21 protein-coding genes and 1 other annotated feature are annotated in these 20887 nt (G+C 49.6%); of the genes, 9 read left to right on the top strand and 12 right to left on the bottom strand.

What is annotated here, in order from left to right; all coding sequences use genetic code 11:
• Positions 1-87: 87 nt before the first annotated feature.
• A complete protein-coding gene (locus C557_RS0120900; RefSeq protein ID WP_018753808.1) occupies positions 88-2172 on the top strand; it encodes a serine hydrolase domain-containing protein in 2085 nt (694 codons plus the stop codon).
• 75 nt (positions 2173-2247) lie between these two features.
• Here C557_RS0120900 and nrdF read toward each other — a convergent pair whose 3' ends face one another.
• From nrdF to nrdI, 3 genes are read right to left on the bottom strand one after another with little or no spacing between them, the layout of a single operon-like run.
• Entirely contained in the window at positions 2248-3207 is a 960-nt protein-coding gene (gene nrdF / locus C557_RS0120895) for a class 1b ribonucleoside-diphosphate reductase subunit beta (RefSeq protein ID WP_018753807.1), read from the bottom strand.
• Positions 3208-3255: 48 nt separating this feature from the next.
• Positions 3256-5340: a class 1b ribonucleoside-diphosphate reductase subunit alpha gene (gene nrdE / locus C557_RS0120890; RefSeq protein ID WP_018753806.1), complete on the bottom strand. Its 2085-nt coding sequence runs from the start codon at positions 5338-5340 to the stop codon at positions 3256-3258.
• Positions 5327-5686 carry a class Ib ribonucleoside-diphosphate reductase assembly flavoprotein NrdI gene (gene nrdI / locus C557_RS0120885; RefSeq protein ID WP_018753805.1) on the bottom strand — a complete coding sequence of 120 codons (360 nt, stop codon included), beginning with the start codon at positions 5684-5686 and terminating at the stop codon, positions 5327-5329. The genes nrdE and nrdI overlap by 14 nt, the downstream gene beginning before the upstream one ends.
• Positions 5687-6156: 470 nt before the next feature.
• On the opposite strand from nrdI, the gene C557_RS0120880 reads away from it, so the two are divergent.
• The gene (locus C557_RS0120880; protein ID WP_018753804.1) at positions 6157-6501 is read left to right on the top strand and encodes a toprim domain-containing protein; all 345 of its coding nucleotides are present in this window, start codon (positions 6157-6159) and stop codon (positions 6499-6501) included.
• Between the two features lie 25 nt (positions 6502-6526).
• Here the strand turns inward: C557_RS0120880 and C557_RS0120875 are convergent, their stop codons facing one another.
• The 3 genes from C557_RS0120875 to trpS form a co-directional block, all read right to left on the bottom strand.
• Positions 6527-7126, bottom strand: a complete 600-nt coding sequence (locus C557_RS0120875) for an SCO family protein (protein WP_018753803.1) — start codon at positions 7124-7126, stop codon at positions 6527-6529.
• A gap of 13 nt (positions 7127-7139) precedes the next feature.
• Positions 7140-8078, bottom strand: coding sequence for a heme o synthase (gene cyoE, locus C557_RS0120870; RefSeq protein WP_018753802.1), 939 nt, complete (start codon positions 8076-8078; stop codon positions 7140-7142).
• Positions 8079-8255: 177 nt separating this feature from the next.
• A complete protein-coding gene (trpS, locus tag C557_RS0120865) occupies positions 8256-9239 on the bottom strand; it encodes a tryptophan--tRNA ligase (protein ID WP_018753801.1) in 984 nt (327 codons plus the stop codon).
• 76 nt (positions 9240-9315) lie between these two features.
• Positions 9316-9577 (bottom strand) — a binding site (T-box leader).
• 170 nt (positions 9578-9747) lie between these two features.
• Here trpS and C557_RS0120860 point away from each other — a divergent pair.
• Both C557_RS0120860 and C557_RS0120855 read left to right on the top strand, forming a co-directional pair.
• Positions 9748-10728: an aldose 1-epimerase gene (locus C557_RS0120860; protein WP_018753800.1), complete on the top strand. Its 981-nt coding sequence runs from the start codon at positions 9748-9750 to the stop codon at positions 10726-10728.
• A 175-nt stretch (positions 10729-10903) separates the two neighbouring features.
• Positions 10904-11122, top strand: a complete 219-nt coding sequence (locus C557_RS0120855) for an alpha/beta-type small acid-soluble spore protein (protein ID WP_018753799.1) — start codon at positions 10904-10906, stop codon at positions 11120-11122.
• A gap of 99 nt (positions 11123-11221) precedes the next feature.
• Here C557_RS0120855 and C557_RS0120850 read toward each other — a convergent pair whose 3' ends face one another.
• Together C557_RS0120850 and C557_RS0120845 are read right to left on the bottom strand one after the other, a co-directional pair.
• Positions 11222-11632: a hypothetical protein gene (locus tag C557_RS0120850; protein WP_018753798.1), complete on the bottom strand. Its 411-nt coding sequence runs from the start codon at positions 11630-11632 to the stop codon at positions 11222-11224.
• Positions 11633-11957: 325 nt separating this feature from the next.
• Entirely contained in the window at positions 11958-13763 is a 1806-nt protein-coding gene (locus tag C557_RS0120845) for a M3 family oligoendopeptidase (RefSeq protein WP_018753797.1), read from the bottom strand.
• 92 nt (positions 13764-13855) lie between these two features.
• On the opposite strand from C557_RS0120845, the gene C557_RS0120840 reads away from it, so the two are divergent.
• Both C557_RS0120840 and C557_RS0120835 read left to right on the top strand, forming a co-directional pair.
• A complete protein-coding gene (locus C557_RS0120840) occupies positions 13856-14062 on the top strand; it encodes a YycC family protein (RefSeq protein WP_018753796.1) in 207 nt (68 codons plus the stop codon).
• Positions 14059-14289, top strand: coding sequence for a hypothetical protein (locus C557_RS0120835; protein ID WP_018753795.1), 231 nt, complete (start codon positions 14059-14061; stop codon positions 14287-14289). Before C557_RS0120840 ends, C557_RS0120835 begins: the two co-directional genes overlap by 4 nt.
• 58 nt (positions 14290-14347) lie before the next feature.
• Here C557_RS0120835 and C557_RS0120830 read toward each other — a convergent pair whose 3' ends face one another.
• Both C557_RS0120830 and C557_RS0120825 read right to left on the bottom strand, forming a co-directional pair.
• On the bottom strand, positions 14348-15046 hold the full coding sequence (locus C557_RS0120830; protein WP_018753794.1) for a DUF2225 domain-containing protein: 699 nt from the start codon (positions 15044-15046) through the stop codon (positions 14348-14350).
• 43 nt (positions 15047-15089) lie between these two features.
• Positions 15090-15467 (bottom strand): globin domain-containing protein, encoded by a 378-nt coding sequence (locus C557_RS0120825; protein WP_018753793.1) that lies wholly within the window; start codon positions 15465-15467, stop codon positions 15090-15092.
• A gap of 449 nt (positions 15468-15916) precedes the next feature.
• Here C557_RS0120825 and ylbJ point away from each other — a divergent pair, with 449 nt between their 5' ends.
• From ylbJ to C557_RS0120810, 3 genes are all read left to right on the top strand, one after another.
• Positions 15917-17146 carry a sporulation integral membrane protein YlbJ gene (ylbJ, locus tag C557_RS0120820; protein ID WP_018753792.1) on the top strand — a complete coding sequence of 410 codons (1230 nt, stop codon included), beginning with the start codon at positions 15917-15919 and terminating at the stop codon, positions 17144-17146.
• A gap of 88 nt (positions 17147-17234) precedes the next feature.
• Positions 17235-18038, top strand: coding sequence for an NAD kinase (locus C557_RS0120815; protein ID WP_026263607.1), 804 nt, complete (start codon positions 17235-17237; stop codon positions 18036-18038).
• A gap of 23 nt (positions 18039-18061) precedes the next feature.
• Positions 18062-19510 carry a S41 family peptidase gene (locus C557_RS0120810; protein WP_018753790.1) on the top strand — a complete coding sequence of 483 codons (1449 nt, stop codon included), beginning with the start codon at positions 18062-18064 and terminating at the stop codon, positions 19508-19510.
• A 34-nt stretch (positions 19511-19544) separates the two neighbouring features.
• On the opposite strand, the gene C557_RS23890 is transcribed toward C557_RS0120810, so the two are convergent.
• Together C557_RS23890 and lipA are read right to left on the bottom strand one after the other, a co-directional pair.
• Positions 19545-19898 (bottom strand): YutD family protein, encoded by a 354-nt coding sequence (locus C557_RS23890; protein ID WP_018753789.1) that lies wholly within the window; start codon positions 19896-19898, stop codon positions 19545-19547.
• Between the two features lie 64 nt (positions 19899-19962).
• Positions 19963-20859 (bottom strand): lipoyl synthase, encoded by an 897-nt coding sequence (gene lipA, locus C557_RS0120800; RefSeq protein ID WP_018753788.1) that lies wholly within the window; start codon positions 20857-20859, stop codon positions 19963-19965.
• Between the last annotated feature and the right edge of the window lie 28 nt (positions 20860-20887).

The following is a 20887-nucleotide window of genomic DNA, read 5'->3' as shown; positions in this document are numbered from 1 at the left end:
TTCCTTTATTTATATGCCGCACTAACGAAACCTTTAATGCCCAACTTCGTACTACTCTATACAACCCATTTTAAGGAGGGCTTACGTTTGAGGAATAAAAGAAGGGCTTTACCAGCTTTTCTGCTTATGATTTCCTTGATTTTACCTAATGGAGCATTGGCGGCAGGGGCTGAGGCAACTCCTGACGGACCCCAGACCACAGAACTATCCACCCTTGCCGCCGAGAAAGCAGCACTTTTGACGGATACTTACGGCACGACCAGTGTTCAATATGCCTTAATCGACAATGGAGAGATCGTTGTATCGGGGCAAGCCGGTATAAATGATAAGCAAGGCCAACAGCCGTTGACCAAGAATACCACCTACGGAATTGGCTCAACCAGTAAAATGTTTACTACTGCCGCAGTAATGAAGCTGGTGGAACAAGGGAAAATTTCTCTCGATACCCCGCTTACGCAGTACATAGCGGAGTTTAAAATGAAGGATGACCGCTACAAACAGATTACGCCAAGAATGCTGCTGAATCATTCTTCGGGACTGCAAGGCTCCAGCCTGACCAATGCCTTCTTGCTCGAGGATAATGACACTTATGCCCATGATACGCTGCTGGAGCAACTCTCGGGCCAATCGCTGAAGGCTGATCCTGGCGCCTTCTCCGTTTATTGCAATGATGGATTTACTTTAGCCGAAATTTTGGTGGAGCGGGTTAGCGGCATGGACTTCACCTCTTTTATTCATCAGCATTTCACAGAGCCGCTAAACATGGAGCATACCCAAACCCCGCAGGACGCTATGGATACAGAGGGGATGGCCGCACTCTATTACCCTGCCTATCCAGAACAGCTTCCGAACGAAACGGTCAATGCCATCGGGACTGGGGGCATCTATTCTACGGCCGAAGATCTCGTAACCTTTGCCTCCGTATTTACCGGGGAAGCAGGCATTCTCTCGGAGTCATCGCTGAAAGCCACGGGAGAGCCGGAATACCGCAAGGGATTATGGCCGCCGGAAGGCGACAGCATTCTGGGCTTCGGATTAGGCTGGGATAGCGTAAATGCCTTCCCTTTTAGCGATTACGACATCAAGGCCTGGGTCAAAGGTGGAGATACCCTGATGTATCACGCCTCTCTCATCGTGCTGCCGGAGCATAAGATGGCGGCGGCGGTCCTCTCGTCAGGAGGCTCCAGCAACACAAATCAACTTCTGGCCAACGAACTGCTTCTGCAGGCCTTGAAGGAAAAAGGCACAATTAAAGAATGGAAGCCAGCCAAGAGCTTCGGTACTCCGGTACAAGCTGATTTGCCGAAGGAGCTGGAAGACTACACGGGATATTACGGAGGCTCCAACCAGCTATATTATCTTAAAGTAGCAGATGGAGCATTGTTCATCAGTCAACCCGGGATACCTGAAGCACCTGAACAAAAACTGATTTATGTTGGAGATGGCGCCTTTGTCAGCGATGACGGAGCAGCCAAGGTCAGCTTCGTCAAGGAAAATAACGGGCGCACCTATCTTTGGGAGAGACAATACGCGACTGTTCCGGAATTGGGTCAACTCGCGGTGAATGTGTATTCGGTGGAGAAGCTGGAGGAACAAGAGCTCTCGCCTGAAACAACCAAAGCCTGGGAGCAACGTCAAGGAAAGACTTACTATCTGGTATCGGAGAAATATAGCTCCTTTATGTATTTCCTGATGGAGCCCATCCTGGGCGTTGATCTTCTCCCCGATGCCTTGCCGGGATATTGGATAGACAAACCGATTCTGGGGCCGGACACGGCGGTGAGTCAACATCAAATTCCAATAGTAGGCAGCCGGGATACGGCGGAGTACCGTTTCCTTACCAAGAACGGAGCCGAATACCTGGAGGCCGCAGGCTCTTCTTATATTAGTGAAGATGCAATAAAGCCAATTTATGCCGGGCAGCAGTCTGTAGCTACGCTAAAGTCTGACGAGACGGTACGCTGGTACACCATCCCCGCTGAAGCCGCAGGGAAAACGATGACCGTCAGCCTTCCTGACCAAGCAGCCTATGCTGTCTATGACGCCAACGGCTTATGTGTTAGCTTCTCGGTCGTCCATGGCAACGGGGAAGTTACCTTGCCGGAGGAAGGAAGCATTGCCCTCATCGGCGATCCAGGAGCCGTATTCGCTGTCTCCTTGATCACCCCATAACCTCCATTGTCAAAAAGAGAAACAGGGTACGCTCGTGATATGCGAGCGTACCCTGTTTTATGTTAACTTCTAGTTTTAGAAATTGAAATCTTCGTCAGTCAATGGCTCTACGTTCAGCGCCTTGACATATCCATTCCCCTTCTTCGAGAAGAAGTCATGCTGCTTGGTCTCGGTACGGATTCCGTTGAGAACAATCGGATTAATCTCCTCATCCTCAAACGGAGGCTCCAGACCAAGGTTCATGAATGCCTTGTTGGCATTGTAACGAAGGAACGCCTTCACTTCATCAACTAGTCCGATCTTGGCATAGATTTGCTCGGTATAACGCTCTTCGTTGGCATGCAAGTAATGCAGCAGCCCTTCCAGTGTTTCCTGGACATCCTTTTGCTCGTCCTCGTCCATTTGCGCAAAGACCTCCTGCGCCAGCACGCCAACGTAAACGCCGTGGATGCTTTCATCGCGCAGGATCAGGTCGATAATCTCCCCGCTACACGTCATCTTGCCCTGTCCCGCCAGATAAAGCGGGTAGAAGAAGCCGCTGTAGAACAGATAGCTTTCCAGCAATACGGAGGCCGCCATAGCCAGATAAAGCTCGCGCGGAGATTTGATGTTGGTGTAGTATTGGCGAATGGTCTCTGCCTTCGTTTGCAGCAATGGATTCTGCTCTACCCAGCGGAAGATCTCGTCGATCTCTTCATTTGAAGCCAGCGTTGTAAAGATACTGCTGTAGGATTTGGCATGGATTTGCTCCATCATACCCATGAACCCGAGCACCGCCTTGCGCTGCAGCCCGTCCACATGCTCCATAATTTGCGGCATGCCTACACCGCCTTGAATCGTGTCAAGCAGAGTCAAGCCGCCGAGCACTTTCATATAAGCGTCCTTCTCATCAGGGCTCAAGGTCATCCAAGACATCTTGTCATCCGACAAAGGAATTTCATCATCCGTCCAGAATTGCATAATATTCTGATTCCAGAACATCATCGTGAAATCATCGTCGGGACGATTCCAGTTGACCGCTTGTATCGCACTCATCTCCGTTCATTCATCCCTTTCAAGTCTTTTATTATATCGTGCGCATGATTACACCGAGCAGGTCAGGCATTCCTCTACGGACAGCTTCTTTGTCCGGGTGTAGTACAACGACTTGAGCCCCTTGTGCGCCGCATACAGATAGTAACGAGCCAATTGGCGGGTCGTCACATTGCTGTTGACATGCAGAATCGTCGAAATCCCTTGGTCGATATGCGGAGCAATTTCCGCAATCAGGTCAATAACCTTGAACTGATCCATTTGGTAAGCCGATTTATAGAAGAAAATATTCTCTGCACTCAGGTACGGCATCGGATAATAAGTTGTCGAGTTAGCGTACGTCCGGGTTTCAATTTGCTCTACCACAGGCATCACGCTGGATGTAGCATTTTGAATGTAGGAGATGCTGGCTGTTGGCGCAATGGCCAAACGATAGGCATGGTATAATCCATGCTTCATCACATTCTCTTTCAGCTTCGCCCAATCCTGCGGCGACGGAATATCCATGCCGGCGAACAGTCCGGCTGCCCGCTCGGTGAGTGGACGATAGTCCGTATTCAGATAACGGTCGAAATATTCACCTGTCGCATAATCCGATTCCTCGAAGCCTGCGAAGATTTCTCCGGTCTGCGTGGCAATCTCCATGCTTTTTTCCAGCGAGTAATAGTTCATCATCATGAAGAAGGTGCGGGCAAAATCCCGGGCAGTTTCACTTTCATAAGGAATCTTGTTCTTCGCCAGGAAGCCATGCAGGTTCATGACACCAAGCCCTACGGAATGCATTTCCCGGTTCGCCTTGGCTACGCCTGGAGCGTTGGACACACTCGTCATATCACTGACTGCCGTCAGAGCAACCATGCCCTCATGCACAGACTCGCGAATTTTCTTCCGTTCCATGACGTTCACAATATTCAAGGATGCCAGGTTGCAGCTAATATCGCGGCGAATTACGTCCTGCTGACCGTAGTCGAGAATCTCCGAAGTCTCTTGCAGCTGGAAGATCTCTGTGCACAGATTGGACATCTTCACCTGGCCTATCCGTTTCAAGGCATGCTGGTTGTTCGCATTACTCTTGTTCATAATATAAGGATAACCGGACTCAAGCTGTGTCATCGCAATCTTGGTCAGCATATCGCGTGCACTCATCAGCTTTCTTTTCTTAACCCGGTCATCGGCAAGCAGCTTGTCATACATTACATCCAGATCCATATCGTCCAGATGCGTACCATAAGCTTTATATACACTATAAGGGCCAAATACATAAAGCGGCTCGTTATCCTTGGCTAATTCGTAAAAACGGTTGGGCACGATTAGACCAATCGACAGCGTTTTGAGACGAATCCGCTCATCGGCATTAATTTTTTTGCTGTCCAGGAATTCGGCAACGTCCCAGCCGAAGATATTGTAATAGCCAGCACCAGAGCCCTTGCGTTGCCCCATTTGATCCGCATAGGAGAAGGCATCCTCCATCAGCTTCAATACTGGCATTATGCCCTTGGCGGCCCCTTCAACGCCTTTGATAGCCTCGCTGCGTCCACGCAGCTTCGACAGATTTACCGCTACACCGCCGCCAATTTTGGACAATTGCATGCATGTATTCAGCACATAGTTAATGGAATTTAATGAATCATCCATCTCCAGCAGGAAGCAGGAGACCATTTCGCCACGGCGGCTTTTACCTGCGTTCAGGAACGTCGGGGTGGCCGGTTGAAGACGCTGCTCCATCATAGAACGCGCCAGCAGGCTCGCTGTATCTGCATTCCCTCGTCCCAGATGAAGTGCCACGATGGCTACCCGGTCCGGATAATGCTCCAGAAACATCGATTTGTCATTTGTTTTCAGAGCGTAATCATTATAAAACTTGGATGCTGCCATATAAGAAGGAAACTCAAAGTTGTAGCTATGGGTGATATTATATACATGCTCGACTTCTTCAGCCGTATATTGGTCAAACACATTCTCATAATAATCGTTATCAATCATATAACGCACCTTGTCGGTGGCATTGAGGAAGGTCATGCTCTTACGCGCTACTTCCTCCATAAATTCAGAGACAGCTTCCCGGTCCTTATCCAACTGGAAGAACCCGTCTGCGTCTCGTTGCATCAATAAGTTGTTAAGTTCAATATGCCGCAACCCGGCTCACCTCCTGCATGAAATTTTCCGCATCCCGTCTGGTTCCGGAGAGTTCAAATTTGGCCACGATCGGCACCTGATAGCGCTCCGCGATCAAGTCCGCGCTTTTCGCGAACTTCTCGCCCCAATTGCGGTTGCCGCTGGCAGCTACGCCAAGCAGACGTTTGTAATTATTCTCCAGAAAAGCCGACACCTTTGCCGGTACCTGTCCAAATCCGGTTGTATATGTAATCAGCACAAACGGCTCTTCCAGCGTCATGCCCTCATTGATCTGCACCGCAGGACAATCGAGCTTCTGAATGAACCGCTTTACATTGCCCGTCTTGGAATCGTACGCAATCAGCATCGTTACTCCCTCACTTTTCCTATCATCTCTTCTATAACCCATATCTGACGATATAAACCCGCTAGAAACAACATATTGTTGTATTTAATTAATTTAATACCTATATATAGTATTGTCAATCCTGTAAAACACCTAAATGGGGCTTGTCCCTCTTGTGGATAATGTGGAAAATTGCCCAATCTCGCATCAGACAAGCCTCTATTGCGGCATAAGCTTGTTGATAATTATTTTTTTAAAAATTTTTCTTTAAATTTGAAATAGTTTTCTGTACCTATCAAAAAAGCACTCCTGCAACAAGCAGCGCTTTTTGTCAATACAGTATGCATAATAAACACTACAGTTGAAATACGAGCAACAATATCCCCCACAACAAAGCAGCCACTTCAGACTTTGCATCGCCGCCTGATCACGGTATAAACTAAGGGCATAGCCGTATGACTCCAGCCTGAATATTTCGAGGTGAATCAAGCTTGAATATCAGCATTATTGTAGAAGGGAAAAACGACCGCAGCAAGCTGCGTCGCTTGTTAACTGAGGATGTCCGCATTCACTGCACCTTTGGCACCCTGAACAGTGAGAAGCTGGACAAGCTTCGCAAACAGGTGGCCGGTGATGAGGTCTATCTGTTTCTTGATAACGATCCCTCCGGCAAACGCATTCGCGGGGTGCTCCGCGATGCCTTCCCCGAGGCCGAGCAAATCTATACCCGCCGAGGTTACGCCGGAGTGGAAGGAACGCCGGAGGAATATATTATCGCCCAACTGGAAAAGGCCGGGCTGGAGGAGTATATTCTATACCCTCCGCCGGCCTTCTAGGCAGGTCAGTTGTCCCGCTATTCGTTTATTCTCGCACCAATCCCGCAACCCCGTCGGCAATCTCCTGCGGCGTTGCTTCTGGCCGGTATATTTCACGAAGCTGCCCTTCCCGATCAACCAGCCCGATAAGGTCCATGTGCACGAAATTGCCTTCCTGATCCTGATCAATCAGTATTTTGAATGAATCCATAGCCAGATCGATCGTTTGCTGCTGATCTCCCCGCAGGAAATACCAGCCGCTGTAATCCGCCTTGAACTTATCGCCAAAAGCCTTCAAGCTGTCCAGCGTATCCCGCTCCGGGTCAAAGGTGACCGAAACAATAGAAGCATCCTGACCAAACAAATTCTTTTCCTTCAATATATCTTGAACCTGACTGAGCCTAAAGGTAGTAATCGGACAGACATCCGGACAATTGGAGAAGAAGAAATAAAACAGCCGCACCTTGCCGTTAGTATCCTCCAGCGTTACTGTGCTGCCATCCACGTTCTCCATGCTGAAATCGGCGACTGGCCGAATGACTGGCAGCTTGGGTTTGCCATACGCATCCCATAGCAGGTAGCCGGCCAACACGGCACAAATCGCCAGCAAAATCCAACTCCATTTGTATTTCCCCAGAACCGCCATCCCATAACCCCCATCACAATCTGACCGTGTCCAGAATCATCACAATCAAACATATCGTTAAATGGTTTACAGAGAACAAAAACACCTTTCTGGCCCAGGCATCATTGTCCTTGGCCCAGAAGCCCTGCAGTGCCAGCAGCAGCCACAGCACGGAGAGCAGCTCTCCGATAATCAGGAACCAAATTCCGGTGTAGTTGTAAGCGTAGAGTAATACGGGAATAGGCAATAACAATACCAGATATGGGATCATCTGTGCCTTCGTCCGTGGAATTCCTTTGACAACAGGAAGCAACGGGAAGCCTGCTGCCCGATATTCTTCCGTACGACGAATACCAAGCGCCCAGAAATGCGGCGGCTGCCATAAGAATAATAAAGCAAACAGCATCCATGCCCCCAGGTCAATCTGGCCCGATGCCGTCACATACCCGATTACAGGAGGCATAGCTCCTGAAATGGCCCCGATCGAGGTGCTCCAGGTGGACGTTCTCTTGAGCCAAAGCGTATACACGACCACGTACACCAGCATGCCAATGATGCCAAACAAGCCCGCAAGCGGCCCGGAGAAGGCAAATAATACGGCAAGGCCCACGGTCCCCAAAATGAATGCGTACCATAATACTGTCTTGGGTGCCAGCTTTCCTGTGGGAAGAGCACGGTTCTTCGTTCGAGCCATCTTGGTATCCATTTCCCGGTCGAAGTAATTATTAAATACGCATGATGCTGCCACCACCAGTCCTGTTCCGACCAGCATGACAATAAGTTGTAGAAAATCCAGTTCCCAGCGGGAAGCCAGCCAGAAGCCAGCAAAGGCCGCGATCAGATTAGAGCGCAATATGCCCGGCTTCGTCAAAGCGACGAAATCTCTCCAGGTCGCCGTTTCTCCCGGAGGAGCAGGCTTAACGGACAACGCAGCGGATTCCGCAGAAGTCTGAACACTTAATGGTTTGTCCACGCGCGATTCAATCCTCCTACATTTCGTATTAAGTTGGGATTAGCCTATATCAAATAGTTCGCAATAAAATTAAGCGATTCCACCCTCTCGATATAAACTTTATCACATCAAAACACGTAAATGTTTAAAAATCCTTGGAATCTCGCCCGCTGATTATGACAATTCGGTGACTATACGTTAGAGAACCACAAATCCCATCAGACGTTGAACCTCTTTTAACGTTTTATCCGCCACCTCGCTTGCTCTTTCCGCCCCCTGGCGCAGGATGCTGCGCAGTTCACCGGACTCGCGAATATCACGATACCGCTGTTGAAGCGGATCAAGCACACTGACTACCACTTCGGCCAAATCCTTTTTGAACGGACCATACATCTGTCCCTCATAACGCTGCTCCACCTCTGCAATAGACAGGCCGGCGCATTGGCTATAAATTGTAATAAGGTTGCTGACCTCCGGTTTGTTCGCAGGATCGAACTTCACCTCGCGGCCCGAATCTGTGGTCGCCCGGCTAATCTTTTTGCGGATTTCATCCGGAGTATCAAGCAGAGCGATATAGCTGCCCGGGTTCGGGTTACTTTTACTCATCTTGTTAGCGGCATCATCCAGGGACATGATACGAGCCCCAACCTCTGGAATGTAAGGCTCTGGCAAAGTAAAATAATCCCCGAACCGGTGGTTGAAGCGGCCGGCCAAATCCCGCGTTAACTCCAGATGCTGCTTCTGATCCTCGCCCACCGGCACCAAATCGGCATTGTACAGCAAGATGTCTGCCGCCATCAAGGCTGGATACACAAACAAACCGGCTCCTACCGAATCCTTGCCTGCTGATTTGTCTTTAAACTGCGTCATTCGTTCCAGCTCGCCCATCGAAGTGAGCGTAGTTAGCAGCCATCCGAGCTGAGCGTGCTGCATGACATGAGATTGCAGGTAGACATTCGCCTTGCTTGGGTCAATCCCTGCGGCAATATAGAGTGCTGCGACAGCTTCGGATTGCTCTGTCAAAGCGGCCGGATCTTGGGGAACCGTAATGGCATGAAGATCCACCACCATGAAGTTGCATTTGTATTCATGCTGCAGGGCTACAAAGTTTTTGATGGCTCCGATGTAATTGCCAAGCGTCAGCTTTCCGCTGGGTTGAATACCGGAAAGAACTGTTTTCATAATGACATCCTCCTAAGTTAATGTATTGTCAAGGCTTCGAGCCTCGCCAAGCGAATACAAAAAGGCCCCACGTCCGCAAAGGGACGTGAGACCGTGGTACCACCCTTATTCGCCAGAAAATCCTTACGCAGCAAGCTGAAGTCAGCCGCTCGGAATCATTCCGACCTTTAAATCCATAACGTGGATCAAGCGGCCGGATATACTGAGAAGAGAATCACCCTTCTGTTCCACCAGGCACTCCGAGGTCCATTCGGCAAAAACCTTCCTCCGGTTCGCATCAACCACCGGCTTTCTGCAGGACGATTATTTCGCTTACTTGTCCTCATCATCGCATTGTTTATAGCCTTCAATGAACTAGCATGTCTTGCGTCTTAATTGATACCATCATAAATGGCTCCGCCACGCTATGTCAAATCCATTTTTCGTCCACCGGAAAAAGTGTTATGATTAGTCTAGCTTGAAGTTCCTCTTAAAGAACTGATTATTATGTGGGAAAAGGAGCAACGATATGAAAAAGGTGACCAAAGGGCAATGGAACGGTTACGACACGTATATCTTACATAGCCGCGAACTTGAAGTCACGCTGCTACCCCGCCTTGGCAATAACGTCATTCGTATATGGGATAATATCCAGCAACGCGATGTACTGCGTCATCCGGAAGAAAGCGAACTCGATTTTTACTTACAAAAGCCATACCATTTCGGCATTCCGCTTCTGGCTCCTCCGGGACGGATTCGTAGAGGGCAATTCACGTATGCGGGTCAGAATTACCAATTCGATCAGAACACAGCCAATGACAATCACATTCATGGCTTGCACCGTACACAGAGCTGGTGCGTTAGCGACATAGAAGAGGATGAAGAAGGTTGTACGATTACAACCGAATTTGTCACTTCGGACGATCCTGACTGGATTCGACAATATCCTGAGCCGCTTAAGCTGGAGATGACCTTGCGACTGCAGGGCTCATCGTTGAACCAAACCTATAAGGTTAGCCATCTAGGGGAAAACCCTGCTCCCTTCGGCTTAGGGCTGCACACGTGGTTCATGATTGACGGCGAGCCCGGGCGCTGGACCTTGAAATTGCCGGTAACAGACCAATTCATCGCTGACGAAGAGAATATCCCTACCGGTGAGACGGTTCCACTGGGAACCTGGAATGCCTTGAACCAGGGAATGAATCTGAAGGGAACCAACTGCGATACCATGCTGCGTATTGGCGATAAGCCTGTAGAAGCGCTGTTGACCCGTGATGATGGCTATGGGCTGCGTTACACGGCCGACCCTGAGCATTTTAAATTCTGGGTCATTTATTCCAAGGGCGAAGCTGACCAGTTCTACTGCATTGAACCGTATACCTGGCTGCCAGATGCCCCTAACCTTGATTTGCCTGCCAGTGAAACCGGGTTGATTGAGCTACAACCCGGACAATCGCTTGAACTCAATATCCATCTGGAGATATTGTATCCAGACGCGCCTATTTCCTAATTTCGACGAAGCTATGCAAGCAGCCGTCTTCTTCTAAGTAATAAGAAGGCGGTTTTTGTATTTGTACTCGCTCAAAGAAATGCAATAATTGCCACCTCCCCTGGTTTCGTATTTTCGCATATTTTGCTCTCTGCGAACCATACTAACATCACAATCGCCAAAGGAGGTGACAAACATGGCAAGTCAAGGCCGCAATAATCTTGTGGTTCCTCAAGCAACTGCTGCTCTTCAACAATTGAAATATGAAGCAGCACAGGAACTGGGCGTACAAATTCCGCAAGACGGATACTATGGGAACTACACTTCCCGTGAAACAGGTTCTCTTGGAGGCTACATCACAAAACGTTTGGTCCAAATCGCGGAGCAGCAACTTTCGGGTCGTTCTAACCTGTAATGCATCTCCTATGATGTTTATATGAAACAGGCGGCCTGCTCAAGCAGGTCGCTGTTTTACGTGTCCTTGCTTCTATTCCGCCACCGCTATGCTATATGTTCAGGAAATGTTCTTGTATGTATGAGCCTTATCCTTAGGCGAATAACGTTGAACCAACAAGTTGGCCATGTTGTAGTTGGATTCCATTATCGCATCGACAACCACCATCCCTTTGCGTAAAGCAAACTCGTAGCTGATTTCGCCATGGGTCCAATAACGTTTGTATTTCAACGCCTCCATCGCCATCATCCGAAAAGAATTCAACTGATCTGCATCCAGTCCTTCTCCTTCTTGAGTAAGCTGGCCATCCCTTCCCGCAATCGGGTTATGACGAATTCCAAATTTCCCGACCGTATTATTGCGAATTTGCAGAAAAACGGTCCCCGAGCATAAACCGGCCAATTCCTCCTCTAACTCTTTAAACACCATGTCTACTTGTCTGATCAGTGAAATCTCATCGGATTTGATCATACTCTTCTCCCTCCTTCAAGTCCATTCTCCTATATTTTAGGTCTTATGTCACATTATAGTCCACGAACACCCATTATTCAACAATTTAGTTTATGATTAGTCATTTATATCTATAAAAATGAGGACAAATGACTCTTGCTCCAACTCTAAATAATATAAGAAAAACAACTATTGATGTATTATCTTTGAAGCCAGACCACGTTAAAGTGGTAGCTTTTCTTGGGATTATAGAATTGCTCAGCTCCGCTGAGAACTAATAGTAATAAATTCTTTAATCTTAAAAAAACCGAGCCTTGTACAAGACTCGGTTTCGTTGCTTTATTGCCTATTTGGTTAATTCCAGAAAAGCCTCTACATCAGCAATATTTACAGCCATCGCCCCCTGCCAGAAGTCCGGCTGAGTCAGATCGACACCTAGATGCTTCAGTGCGAGATCTTCTACCGACATGCGTCCGGTATCCTGCAGCAATGCATCATATTTGGCGGCAAAGCCTTCGCCTTCCCTCATTGCCATGGCGTAAATCCCTGCACTAAACATGTAGCCGAAGGTATACGGGAAATTGTAGAACGGCACATCGGTGATATAGAAATGCAGCTTGGATGCCCAGAAATGCGGATGATAGCTGTCCAGCGCATTTTGATACGCCTCACGCTGCGCTTCTTCCATTAACTCTGAACATTCCTTAGCCTCCAGAACCCCCTCTTTCCGCTTGGCATAGAAGCGGGTTTCAAACAGGAAGCGAGCATGGATATTCATATAGAAGCTGACCGAATTCTGAATTTTGTCGGCCAGGAGCACGATTTTTTCTTCTTTGCTAGCCGCCCCTTTCACAAACGCATCCGCCAAAATCATTTCAGCAAACGTCGATGCGGTCTCGGCCACATTCATGGCATAGTTCTGATTCAGAAAGGGCAGGTCCTCCATCAAGCTCTGATGGTAGGCATGGCCCAATTCATGAGCCAGCGTGTACACATTGGATACCGTTCCCCCAAATGTCATGAAGATCCGGGTCTGCTTGCTCTTGGGCAGCGAGGTACAGAAGCCGCCTGGACGCTTGCCAGGACGATCCTCTGCCTCAATCCAGCGCTTGTCGAAGGCCTGTACGGCAAAATCGGCCAGCTTCGGACTGAACTTCCGGAACTGCTCAACGATATCCAGTGCCGCTTGCTCATACGTCACCTTGCCGGATACTTGGCCGAGCGGAGAATCCACATCCGTCCAACTCAGCTTATCCAGCCCCATCAGCTTCGCTTTGCGTTCCAGATAAGCTACGAATGTAGGCTTGCTCTCTTCAATGACCTTCCACATCGCTGCCAGCGTCTGATCCGACATCCGGTTAATAGCCAGCGGCTCCTTAAGAACGTTATCCCAGCCGCGTCTTTCGTACAGCTTCAGACGGAACCCTGCCAGCCGGTTCAGGGTGTCGGCACAGTAATCTGCCGATTTGGACCAGGCCTCCTCCCAGCTTGCAAAGGCACGTTCCCGTACACTGCGATTCGGGCTATCCAGCTTATTTGCCGCCTGACCTACAGACAGAAGCTCGACATTGCCGTCTTCATTTTCAAACGGCACAGCTACATTGGCCACAATCGTATCGTAATGCTGACCCCAGCCATGATAGCCATCTACCGCCAGGTCGGATACAAGTGTCTCCAGCTCCGGGGCCAGCTTTTCACGGGCCAGGCTTCGCTTCTCGCTGAGCGCAAACGATACAGGGGCAATCTCTTCCCGCTTCATCCAGGCCTCCCATACCTCGTCCCCGGTCAAGCTCAGGACATTCCAGAACAAAGTCAATACATTTTCTAAGGAGGCTTGCAGACTCGTCGCCTTCGCATTGAGTCGAACCGCCTTCTTGTCATGCTGATCCTGTGCCGTCAAGCAGCCGATGTAGCTGAACACTTCAAAAATCCGGGCATCGGCATCCTGCAAATCCTCAAGCAAACCGTCCAAAGCTCGAGTGTCCTCAAGCGTTGTAGGAGCGGCCAGCTTGGTAACTTGACTATGATAGTTGGCAATGTCCTGCTCTAATTGTTCCAGGTAGGCTTGAAGCTCCGAAGAAGACGAGCCTCCGGGAAATATGGATTCTAAATCCCATACAGGCTTAAGCGGCTCTGCAAATGGCGTTGTCATAAATAATTCATCCTTTCGTCATCCTATTGATGGTTCAGCAAAAAAAAGTGTATGCTTATGGTACAGTTATCAGTTTGACAGGGGGAAAAATGATGAAGCCATTACAAATTTCGGCGGATACCGCCGTGAAATTAGCTGCAAAACTCAAAGTGCCCATCGAGCACCTGATGCATATGCCGCAGCACATTCTGTTACAGAAAATTGCCGAGCTGGCAAAAGAAGAGGCTGCAAGTCCAGCGTCGGAGCCGGATGCCACTGCCTCCAAGGACAGCCCGAGCCATGATACAGAACCTTCATGATTCCGTTTAACCAAGCCTGGCCTTATGATGTCATGATGGGAGATATCTATGTACATGAGTGTCCGTTTTGCTCCACCAGCAACGTGCTGCTGCCGCTGAAGCCCCGCGAACTTAAAGCGATTCATGAAGGAAAGAAGAAGTTGGTTGTCTTTCCTTGCTGCGGGAACAAAGTTCATGTGCTGGATTGCGACAACGATTATCTACTAACCGATTGTATACTCCGCTGATCCGGATCGCTTCTTACCACATTCAGGACCGTCCCTTGCCGGAACGGTCCTTGACTTGTTATGACTGCATTTCCTCCGGCAGCTCATGTCCGCCGTTCAACATTTCTTCACGCAACAGCGCCCACTGCTCGCGAGAAGCGCGAATCATCGCCGCATCCATAATCTTCTTGTCATTGATAACCCGGGCGAACCACTTGACCGCTTCATTATAATTCTCCACTCTGCGGTGCAGTTCACCGATAAGATACATCAGGCGGGCATCGTTCCCACCTACCCCTTCATGCTCGAATACGCGAATGTACGCTTCCAGAGCAAATTCCATAAACCGCTTTTCTTGCTCCCGGTTGTTTTGATACCGGTACAGCCAGGCAATATGGTGAAGCAAGCTCGCAATGATCCGATCTTTCTCCCCGATGGTCTGGGCACAAAGCAAAGCCAGTTTATACGTTTCCAGCGCCGTATTCCAGTCACGTTTGCCACCGTAGTCCCGTTGAGTGAAGCGGCTGCCAATCGCCTTCTGAAACTTCAATTTCTGCTGGTCGTTCAAGCGCTCCAGCGAATTCTCAGTTGAAGCAAAGCCACAGGAAGGGCAGACACGCACAACGTAATAATCCGGATTCTCCTTCTGATAATAGCTGCAAAAGTCCGTATCGGTGCGCGAAGCCCGCTTGAAGCTGGGACGAACACGCGAAGTAGAGAACTCATGTTGGCAGTGGTTGCAAGTGACTTTAATCTGATAGAGGGGTTCCAATTCCAATTGTTTTACTTCCTTTCCGTAGTCCCTTGCGGATGATGACCGTTCAAGGTGTATTGACGAAGTGAAACGCCGGGCCGGATAACCGCTCCAATATGAATTCCTTCAGCGGCTCTTCAACTCCAATCTCCTGGAGCGCCCCGCGCATGCAAGCCAACCAGGCCACCGCCCGCTCCCGGGTCACGGGAAAAGGCATATGCCTGGCTCGCATGGCCGGATGGCCATAAGCGTCAGAATAAAGGGAAGGACCTCCGAAAAACTGTGTCAAGAACATGGCTTGCTTTTCCAGTACCGGAGTAATGTCTTCAGGGAACAAGGGACCCAGCAATGGATCACGCTGAACTCTCGGGTAAAAAGCCTCTACCAGCCGCCGAATCGTCTGCTCGCCGCCCAGATTGTCGTAAATGCTTTTGCTCAAATCCATCTGCCTCACCGCCCGCTTCCTGTATCTAATTTCCTTCTCATGTCCAAAAGCATGCGTCAAAAATGGACGTCTTGTCTCATTATAACAAAAAAAAATAAAAGCTCCTACCGAAGCGGGAGCTTTTACTCAAATGACAAGTCTATCAGTAACTGCGCCAATCCTCTTCACTGGAATGGACCAGAGAGGCGCGGATAACATAAACAAAAGCACACACGAGAACACCTGCAACAACGCTCATGATCATCACTCCATTCACAAAAATTCAGCTCCTGCGAAGTCCATGATTGTATCGTAGTGGTTCAAAAGTTACGGGTATGGTCTTATAGAATCATTTTATCATATCATTTTTAAAATATCAGCTTATATGGCATGCATTTTCGGCTTTTTTGTGCTGTTTGTCCCATAAAAATCATACACTCTCACTATGATGAAAAGTGGGAGGCGTCGCTATGGCTGCAAAACGCTTGACTACTATACTGTTTCTCTTCCCCATCCTGCTGCTGATCTTGCTGATGGCTCTTTATCCCACAGCATCCTGGCAAGCAGGAGTGCGGGGTCTGGCTATATGGTGGGATGTATTGTTCCCATCTCTTTTTCCGTTTTTCGTCATCTCCGAAGTGCTGCTGGGCTTTGGCATCGTTCATTTCCTGGGTAAGCTGCTCGATCCGCTGATGAAGCCGGCATTTCGTATCCCGGGCAGTGGTGGTTTTGTTTTGGCGATGGGATTTGCCTCCGGATATCCCGTCAGCGCCAAGCTGGCCACCAAGCTGCGTCAGCAAGGTCTGGTGTCGCGAATTGAAGGTGAACGCCTGGTGGCCTTCACCACTTCCTCCGACCCCATCTTTCTAATCGGCGCCGTATCGGTTGGCTTCTTCGGCAATCCCAAGCTGGCTGGCGTACTGGCCTTGGCTCATTATGGAAGCGCAGTGCTGCTTGGACTGATTATGCGCTTCTACGGACCTGCGGACGCTGAGCCACCCATTGTCACTGGAACACCCGCCAAAGGGTCTGTCGTGAAGCTGGCACTACAGGCTATGCACGAAGCCCGCCTTGCCGATGGACGCAGCCTTGGAGAGTTGCTAAGACAAGCCATCGTCTCCTCCTTACAGCTCATGGCTGTTGTGGGCGGCCTGGTCGTCTTCTTCTCCGTCATTTTGGAGATACTGACCGCCTCGGGCATGATGAATTCCCTTTATGTAGCAGTGCAGCATCTGCTTCCGCTTGCCGGGCTTCCCTCCGGGTTGGCCGAGCCATTGATGGGGGGCTTGTTCGAGGTTACGCTAGGCGCCAGAGCTTCGGCTGCGCCGGAAGGCATCCCCCTGATTTACAAAGCCGCAGCCGCCGCATTTATTTTGTCCTGGGGCGGACTATCTGTCCATGCCCAGGTCGCCAGCATCTTAAATGAAGCAGACCTTCGTTATGTCCCCTTCCTGCTGGCTCGTTTGCTGCATGCCGTATTGGCAGCCGGGGTACTGCTGATATTGTGGAAGCCCCTTATGGATGTTGCCCCAACCTGGATTTGGCTGCCGGAAGGAGGGCTTGAAGCAAGCGGATCGCCATACGTCTGGAGTGCTGTAACATCAGGTCTTCAGACGTTCCTCCTTATTATAGTTGTCTTGTTTATTTTGTCATTTCTGGTGAAAATCATGCGCTGGATTCGGGCAAAACGTGCATTATAAAGCTCGGATCTATGGAAAATGAACATTGTGTTCTGCTTGCGAATTGATTATGATCTTTACAAAAGGACCTTTAAAGGAGCTTGTCATCTTGAAATACTTTGTACTTGACCGCGGAGATGAAATATCCGTTGAATTAAGCGAGTTGTTTCACCAGCTTGCTGCCGAGAATGGCTTGGAACTGGATGAGAAATCTCCCGATATTGTGGTCTCGATCGGTGGCGACGGGACCATGCTGCACGCCTTTCATACATTCATCGACCAGATCCCCTCGATTGCCTTCGTGGGTATACATACCGGGCACCTGGGCTTCTACGCCGACTGGAAAGCCGATGAAATTCCCGAGCTCATTCGCATGATGAGCAATCAGGCCACAGGTGAAGCCATAGAACCACGTGTTGTTCAGTATCCCTTGATTCATTTAGAAATTTGCAAGCGTTCCGGGAACTCATCTTACATATGTCTGAATGAGTTCACTCTGAAAGGCGTGGACGGCACCGTCGTCGCCCAGGTGGACATCAATGATCAAATGTTTGAAATGTTCCGTGGCGATGGCATCTGTGTGTCCACGCCATCAGGCAGTACCGCCTATAACAAAAGCCTGGGCGGAGCCATGCTGCATCCTTCCATTGAAGCCTTGCAGGTGACAGAGATTGCCTCAATTAATAACCGGGTCTTCCGGACCTTGGGCTCGCCTCTTGTGTTGCCCAAGCATCATCGCTGTGATATTTATTCGCGCAAAGAACAAAATCTGCTGCTGACCATCGACCACGTTAACCTGCCGATGAATGATTTAATCTCGGTAAGCTGTCAAGTTGCCGAAATGAAGATCAGCTTTGTCCGCTATCGGCCGTTTCCCTTTTGGAGCCGGGTACGCAACGCATTTCTTGACTAAATAATTTGCAGAGGAAGATGATCATGATACCCCATTGTATTCGCAAATATGCCCTGATCCCTCTCTTGTCCTTCATGCTGCTGGGATTGCCTCAAGCCGTTTGGGCCGCAGAAGCAGACGCAACCACCGAAGTCTCAGACTTGAAGGCCCTGCAAGAGGTGCTTTATTACCTGGACACTTACAATATTGAAGGTGTCCAGCGCCAGGAGCTGCTGGACAATGCCATTCGTGGTATGGTTTATACTCTGGACGACCCCTACAGTGACTATTTTACAGAAGAGGAACTGCAAAGCTTTGAGGATGGAGTGAACCAAGAGTTTGTAGGAATAGGGGTCACCCTTCGTTATGCAGAGGACAAGCTGGTCGTGACCGATGTGCTGAAGAATTCACCAGCAGCCGAAGCCGGCGTCCTGCCAGGAGATATCATCATAGATGTGGATGGACTTCCCGTTACCAGCAGCGAGGATATCTTGAGAATTCAGGGAGCAGAGCATACCGAGGTGAAAATTACGGTCGACCGCGCAGGTCAACCCCTGGTCTATTCGATTACTCGTGCTCACTTCTCCCTTCCCTCTGTTACCGGGAAGATCGTGCCGTACAGCAAGGTTGGTTATATTGCCATTTCCTCTTTCTCGGATACGGCAGATGAAGAGTTCGCCGAAGAACTTGCGCGTCAACGCAAGGAAGGCATCGGTGCCCTCGTGCTCGATCTTCGGGATAACCTTGGCGGCTATGTGGAGTCAGCCACCAACATCGCCAAGCTTTTCATGGATGACCAAGTCCTGATGTACACGGCCACCCAAAGCGGTGAGCTGCAGCCTGTCGTCATTGAAGATGGCCAGCCGATCGGCATGCCCGTGGTAATACTAACGAATGAATTAACAGCCAGCGCTTCAGAAATTTTGACCGGGGCTCTCCGGGATAACGACATCGCCACCGTCGTTGGGGAACAGACCTATGGCAAGGCGCGGATTCAAAATATATTCACCTTGTCCAATGGCAGCTCCTTAAAGCTGACCGTGCAGGCTTATTTCACACCAAATCGGGAGGACTTCAATTATGTGGGCCTGAAGCCCGATATAGAAATTGAACATAATGCGGTAGCCCAGCTCGTAACCGGCCTGTATGAAGCAGGGGTACGGCGCATCGACCTCAGCGGCAGCCCGGCCTCTCTTAGCATCAACGGAGCAGCGTTTCCCGGATATGTCGATGTTCTGAAGGACGGCGACAAGGTGTACGCCCCATCCCGCTTGTTGGCAGCCTTGGTCAAGGGCCAACCGGCGTGGACCACCAGCAATCAGAAGCTGACAATTACGGATCAGGTTGGCAAACAAGCGGGATTCGCCGCAGCTACACAGGCAGTGAAGCTGGTAGAGAGCGAATCTTATCTGGAATTGCATGAATTCGTTAAGAAGTATCCTCATATTCGTTGGAGCTACGACCAAGGTGTCCTGAACTTATCCAATCGCTGATCCTTATCTGATCGTAAAAAAACGGCCTTCCGAATTATTCGGAGGCCGTTTCTATTTGCGCCTGTCCTTTGCCGCTGCCGGAATTTTTTTCTTTGTAATCCCGTTCCTTGTGGTTGTCCTTAACCTTCTGGAGCACAAAGTAAGCACAGCCGAAATTGCAATATTCGTTGATATAATCCGTGATACCGGAATAAGACGTATCGCGGTTGGCTTTGGGATGGTTGTCCCGAAGGAATCCCTTCAAGCGAAGCTTCTCGTAGCCCCAGTCCCCGATAATATAATCGTAACGGTCCAGTACCTCGCTATAACGCTGCTTGAACGCCTCAGGGTCCCAAGCTTCCTTGTAGTTCTGAATAAGTTCGTAGGTTTTACCGCCGATTTGAATCAAGGGCGCTCCTCCTTTTACATACATCATCTTACATACATCATCCGTTTGGCTATCTAGTGCCTTGCTACAATGAGGCAGATACACTCGCTTTCTTCTTGGCCGAGGTCACCTGCTCATGGGCATGATAGGAGCTGCGCACCAGCGGGCCGGATTCTACGTGGCTGAACCCCCGCTTCATGCCTTCTTCCTTCAGCTCCATGAATTGCTCCGGCTTATAATACTTCTCAACATGCAAATGCTGTGGCGAAGGCTGCAAATACTGCCCGATCGTTAAAATATCGCAGTCTACAGCTCGCAAATCATCCATCGCTTGTAAAATCTCTTCCCATTCTTCGCCCACACCCAGCATAATGCTGGATTTTGTAGGGATATCCGGATTCATCTGCTTGGCCCGCTGCAACAGCTCGAGAGAGCGACGATATTTGGCTTTGGCCCGAACCCGGTCAGACAAGCGTTCCACCGTTTCGATATTATGATTTAAAATATCCGGCTTGGCATCCATTACAATACGCAGAGACTCCTCATCGCCCTGAAAGTCGGGAATCAGGACCTCCACACTGCAAAGAGGAAGACGCTGGCGAAGGGCTTTGATCGTCCCGGCAAAAATACCGGCACCACCATCCTTCAGATCATCACGGGCTACGCTGGTGACTACACAGTGACGCAAATTCATCTGCTCCGCAGCTTCGGCCACCCGATCAGGCTCCTGTAAATCAAGCTCTGTCGGCAGTCCTGTGTTCACCGCACAGAACCGGCAGGCCCGCGTGCAGATATCCCCCAGGATCATAAATGTAGCCGTGCGATTGGCCCAGCATTCATATATGTTCGGGCAACGCGCTTCTTCACACACCGTATGTAAGGTTTTCGAGCGCATCATTTGCTTAATATCCTGATAATTGTCTCCGGTCGTCAGCTTGATTCGAATCCAATCCGGCTTGGGTTCCTGGGCTTTCTTTGCCAAGATGCAAGACCTTCCTTCTCTTTGAAGT

It is taken from the genome of Paenibacillus sanguinis 2301083 = DSM 16941 (assembly GCF_000374825.1).
Lineage (GTDB): Bacteria > Bacillota > Bacilli > Paenibacillales > Paenibacillaceae > Fontibacillus > Fontibacillus sanguinis.
Note: the sequence above shows the minus strand (reverse complement) of the source record. Positions and strands in the feature narration are given on the sequence as shown.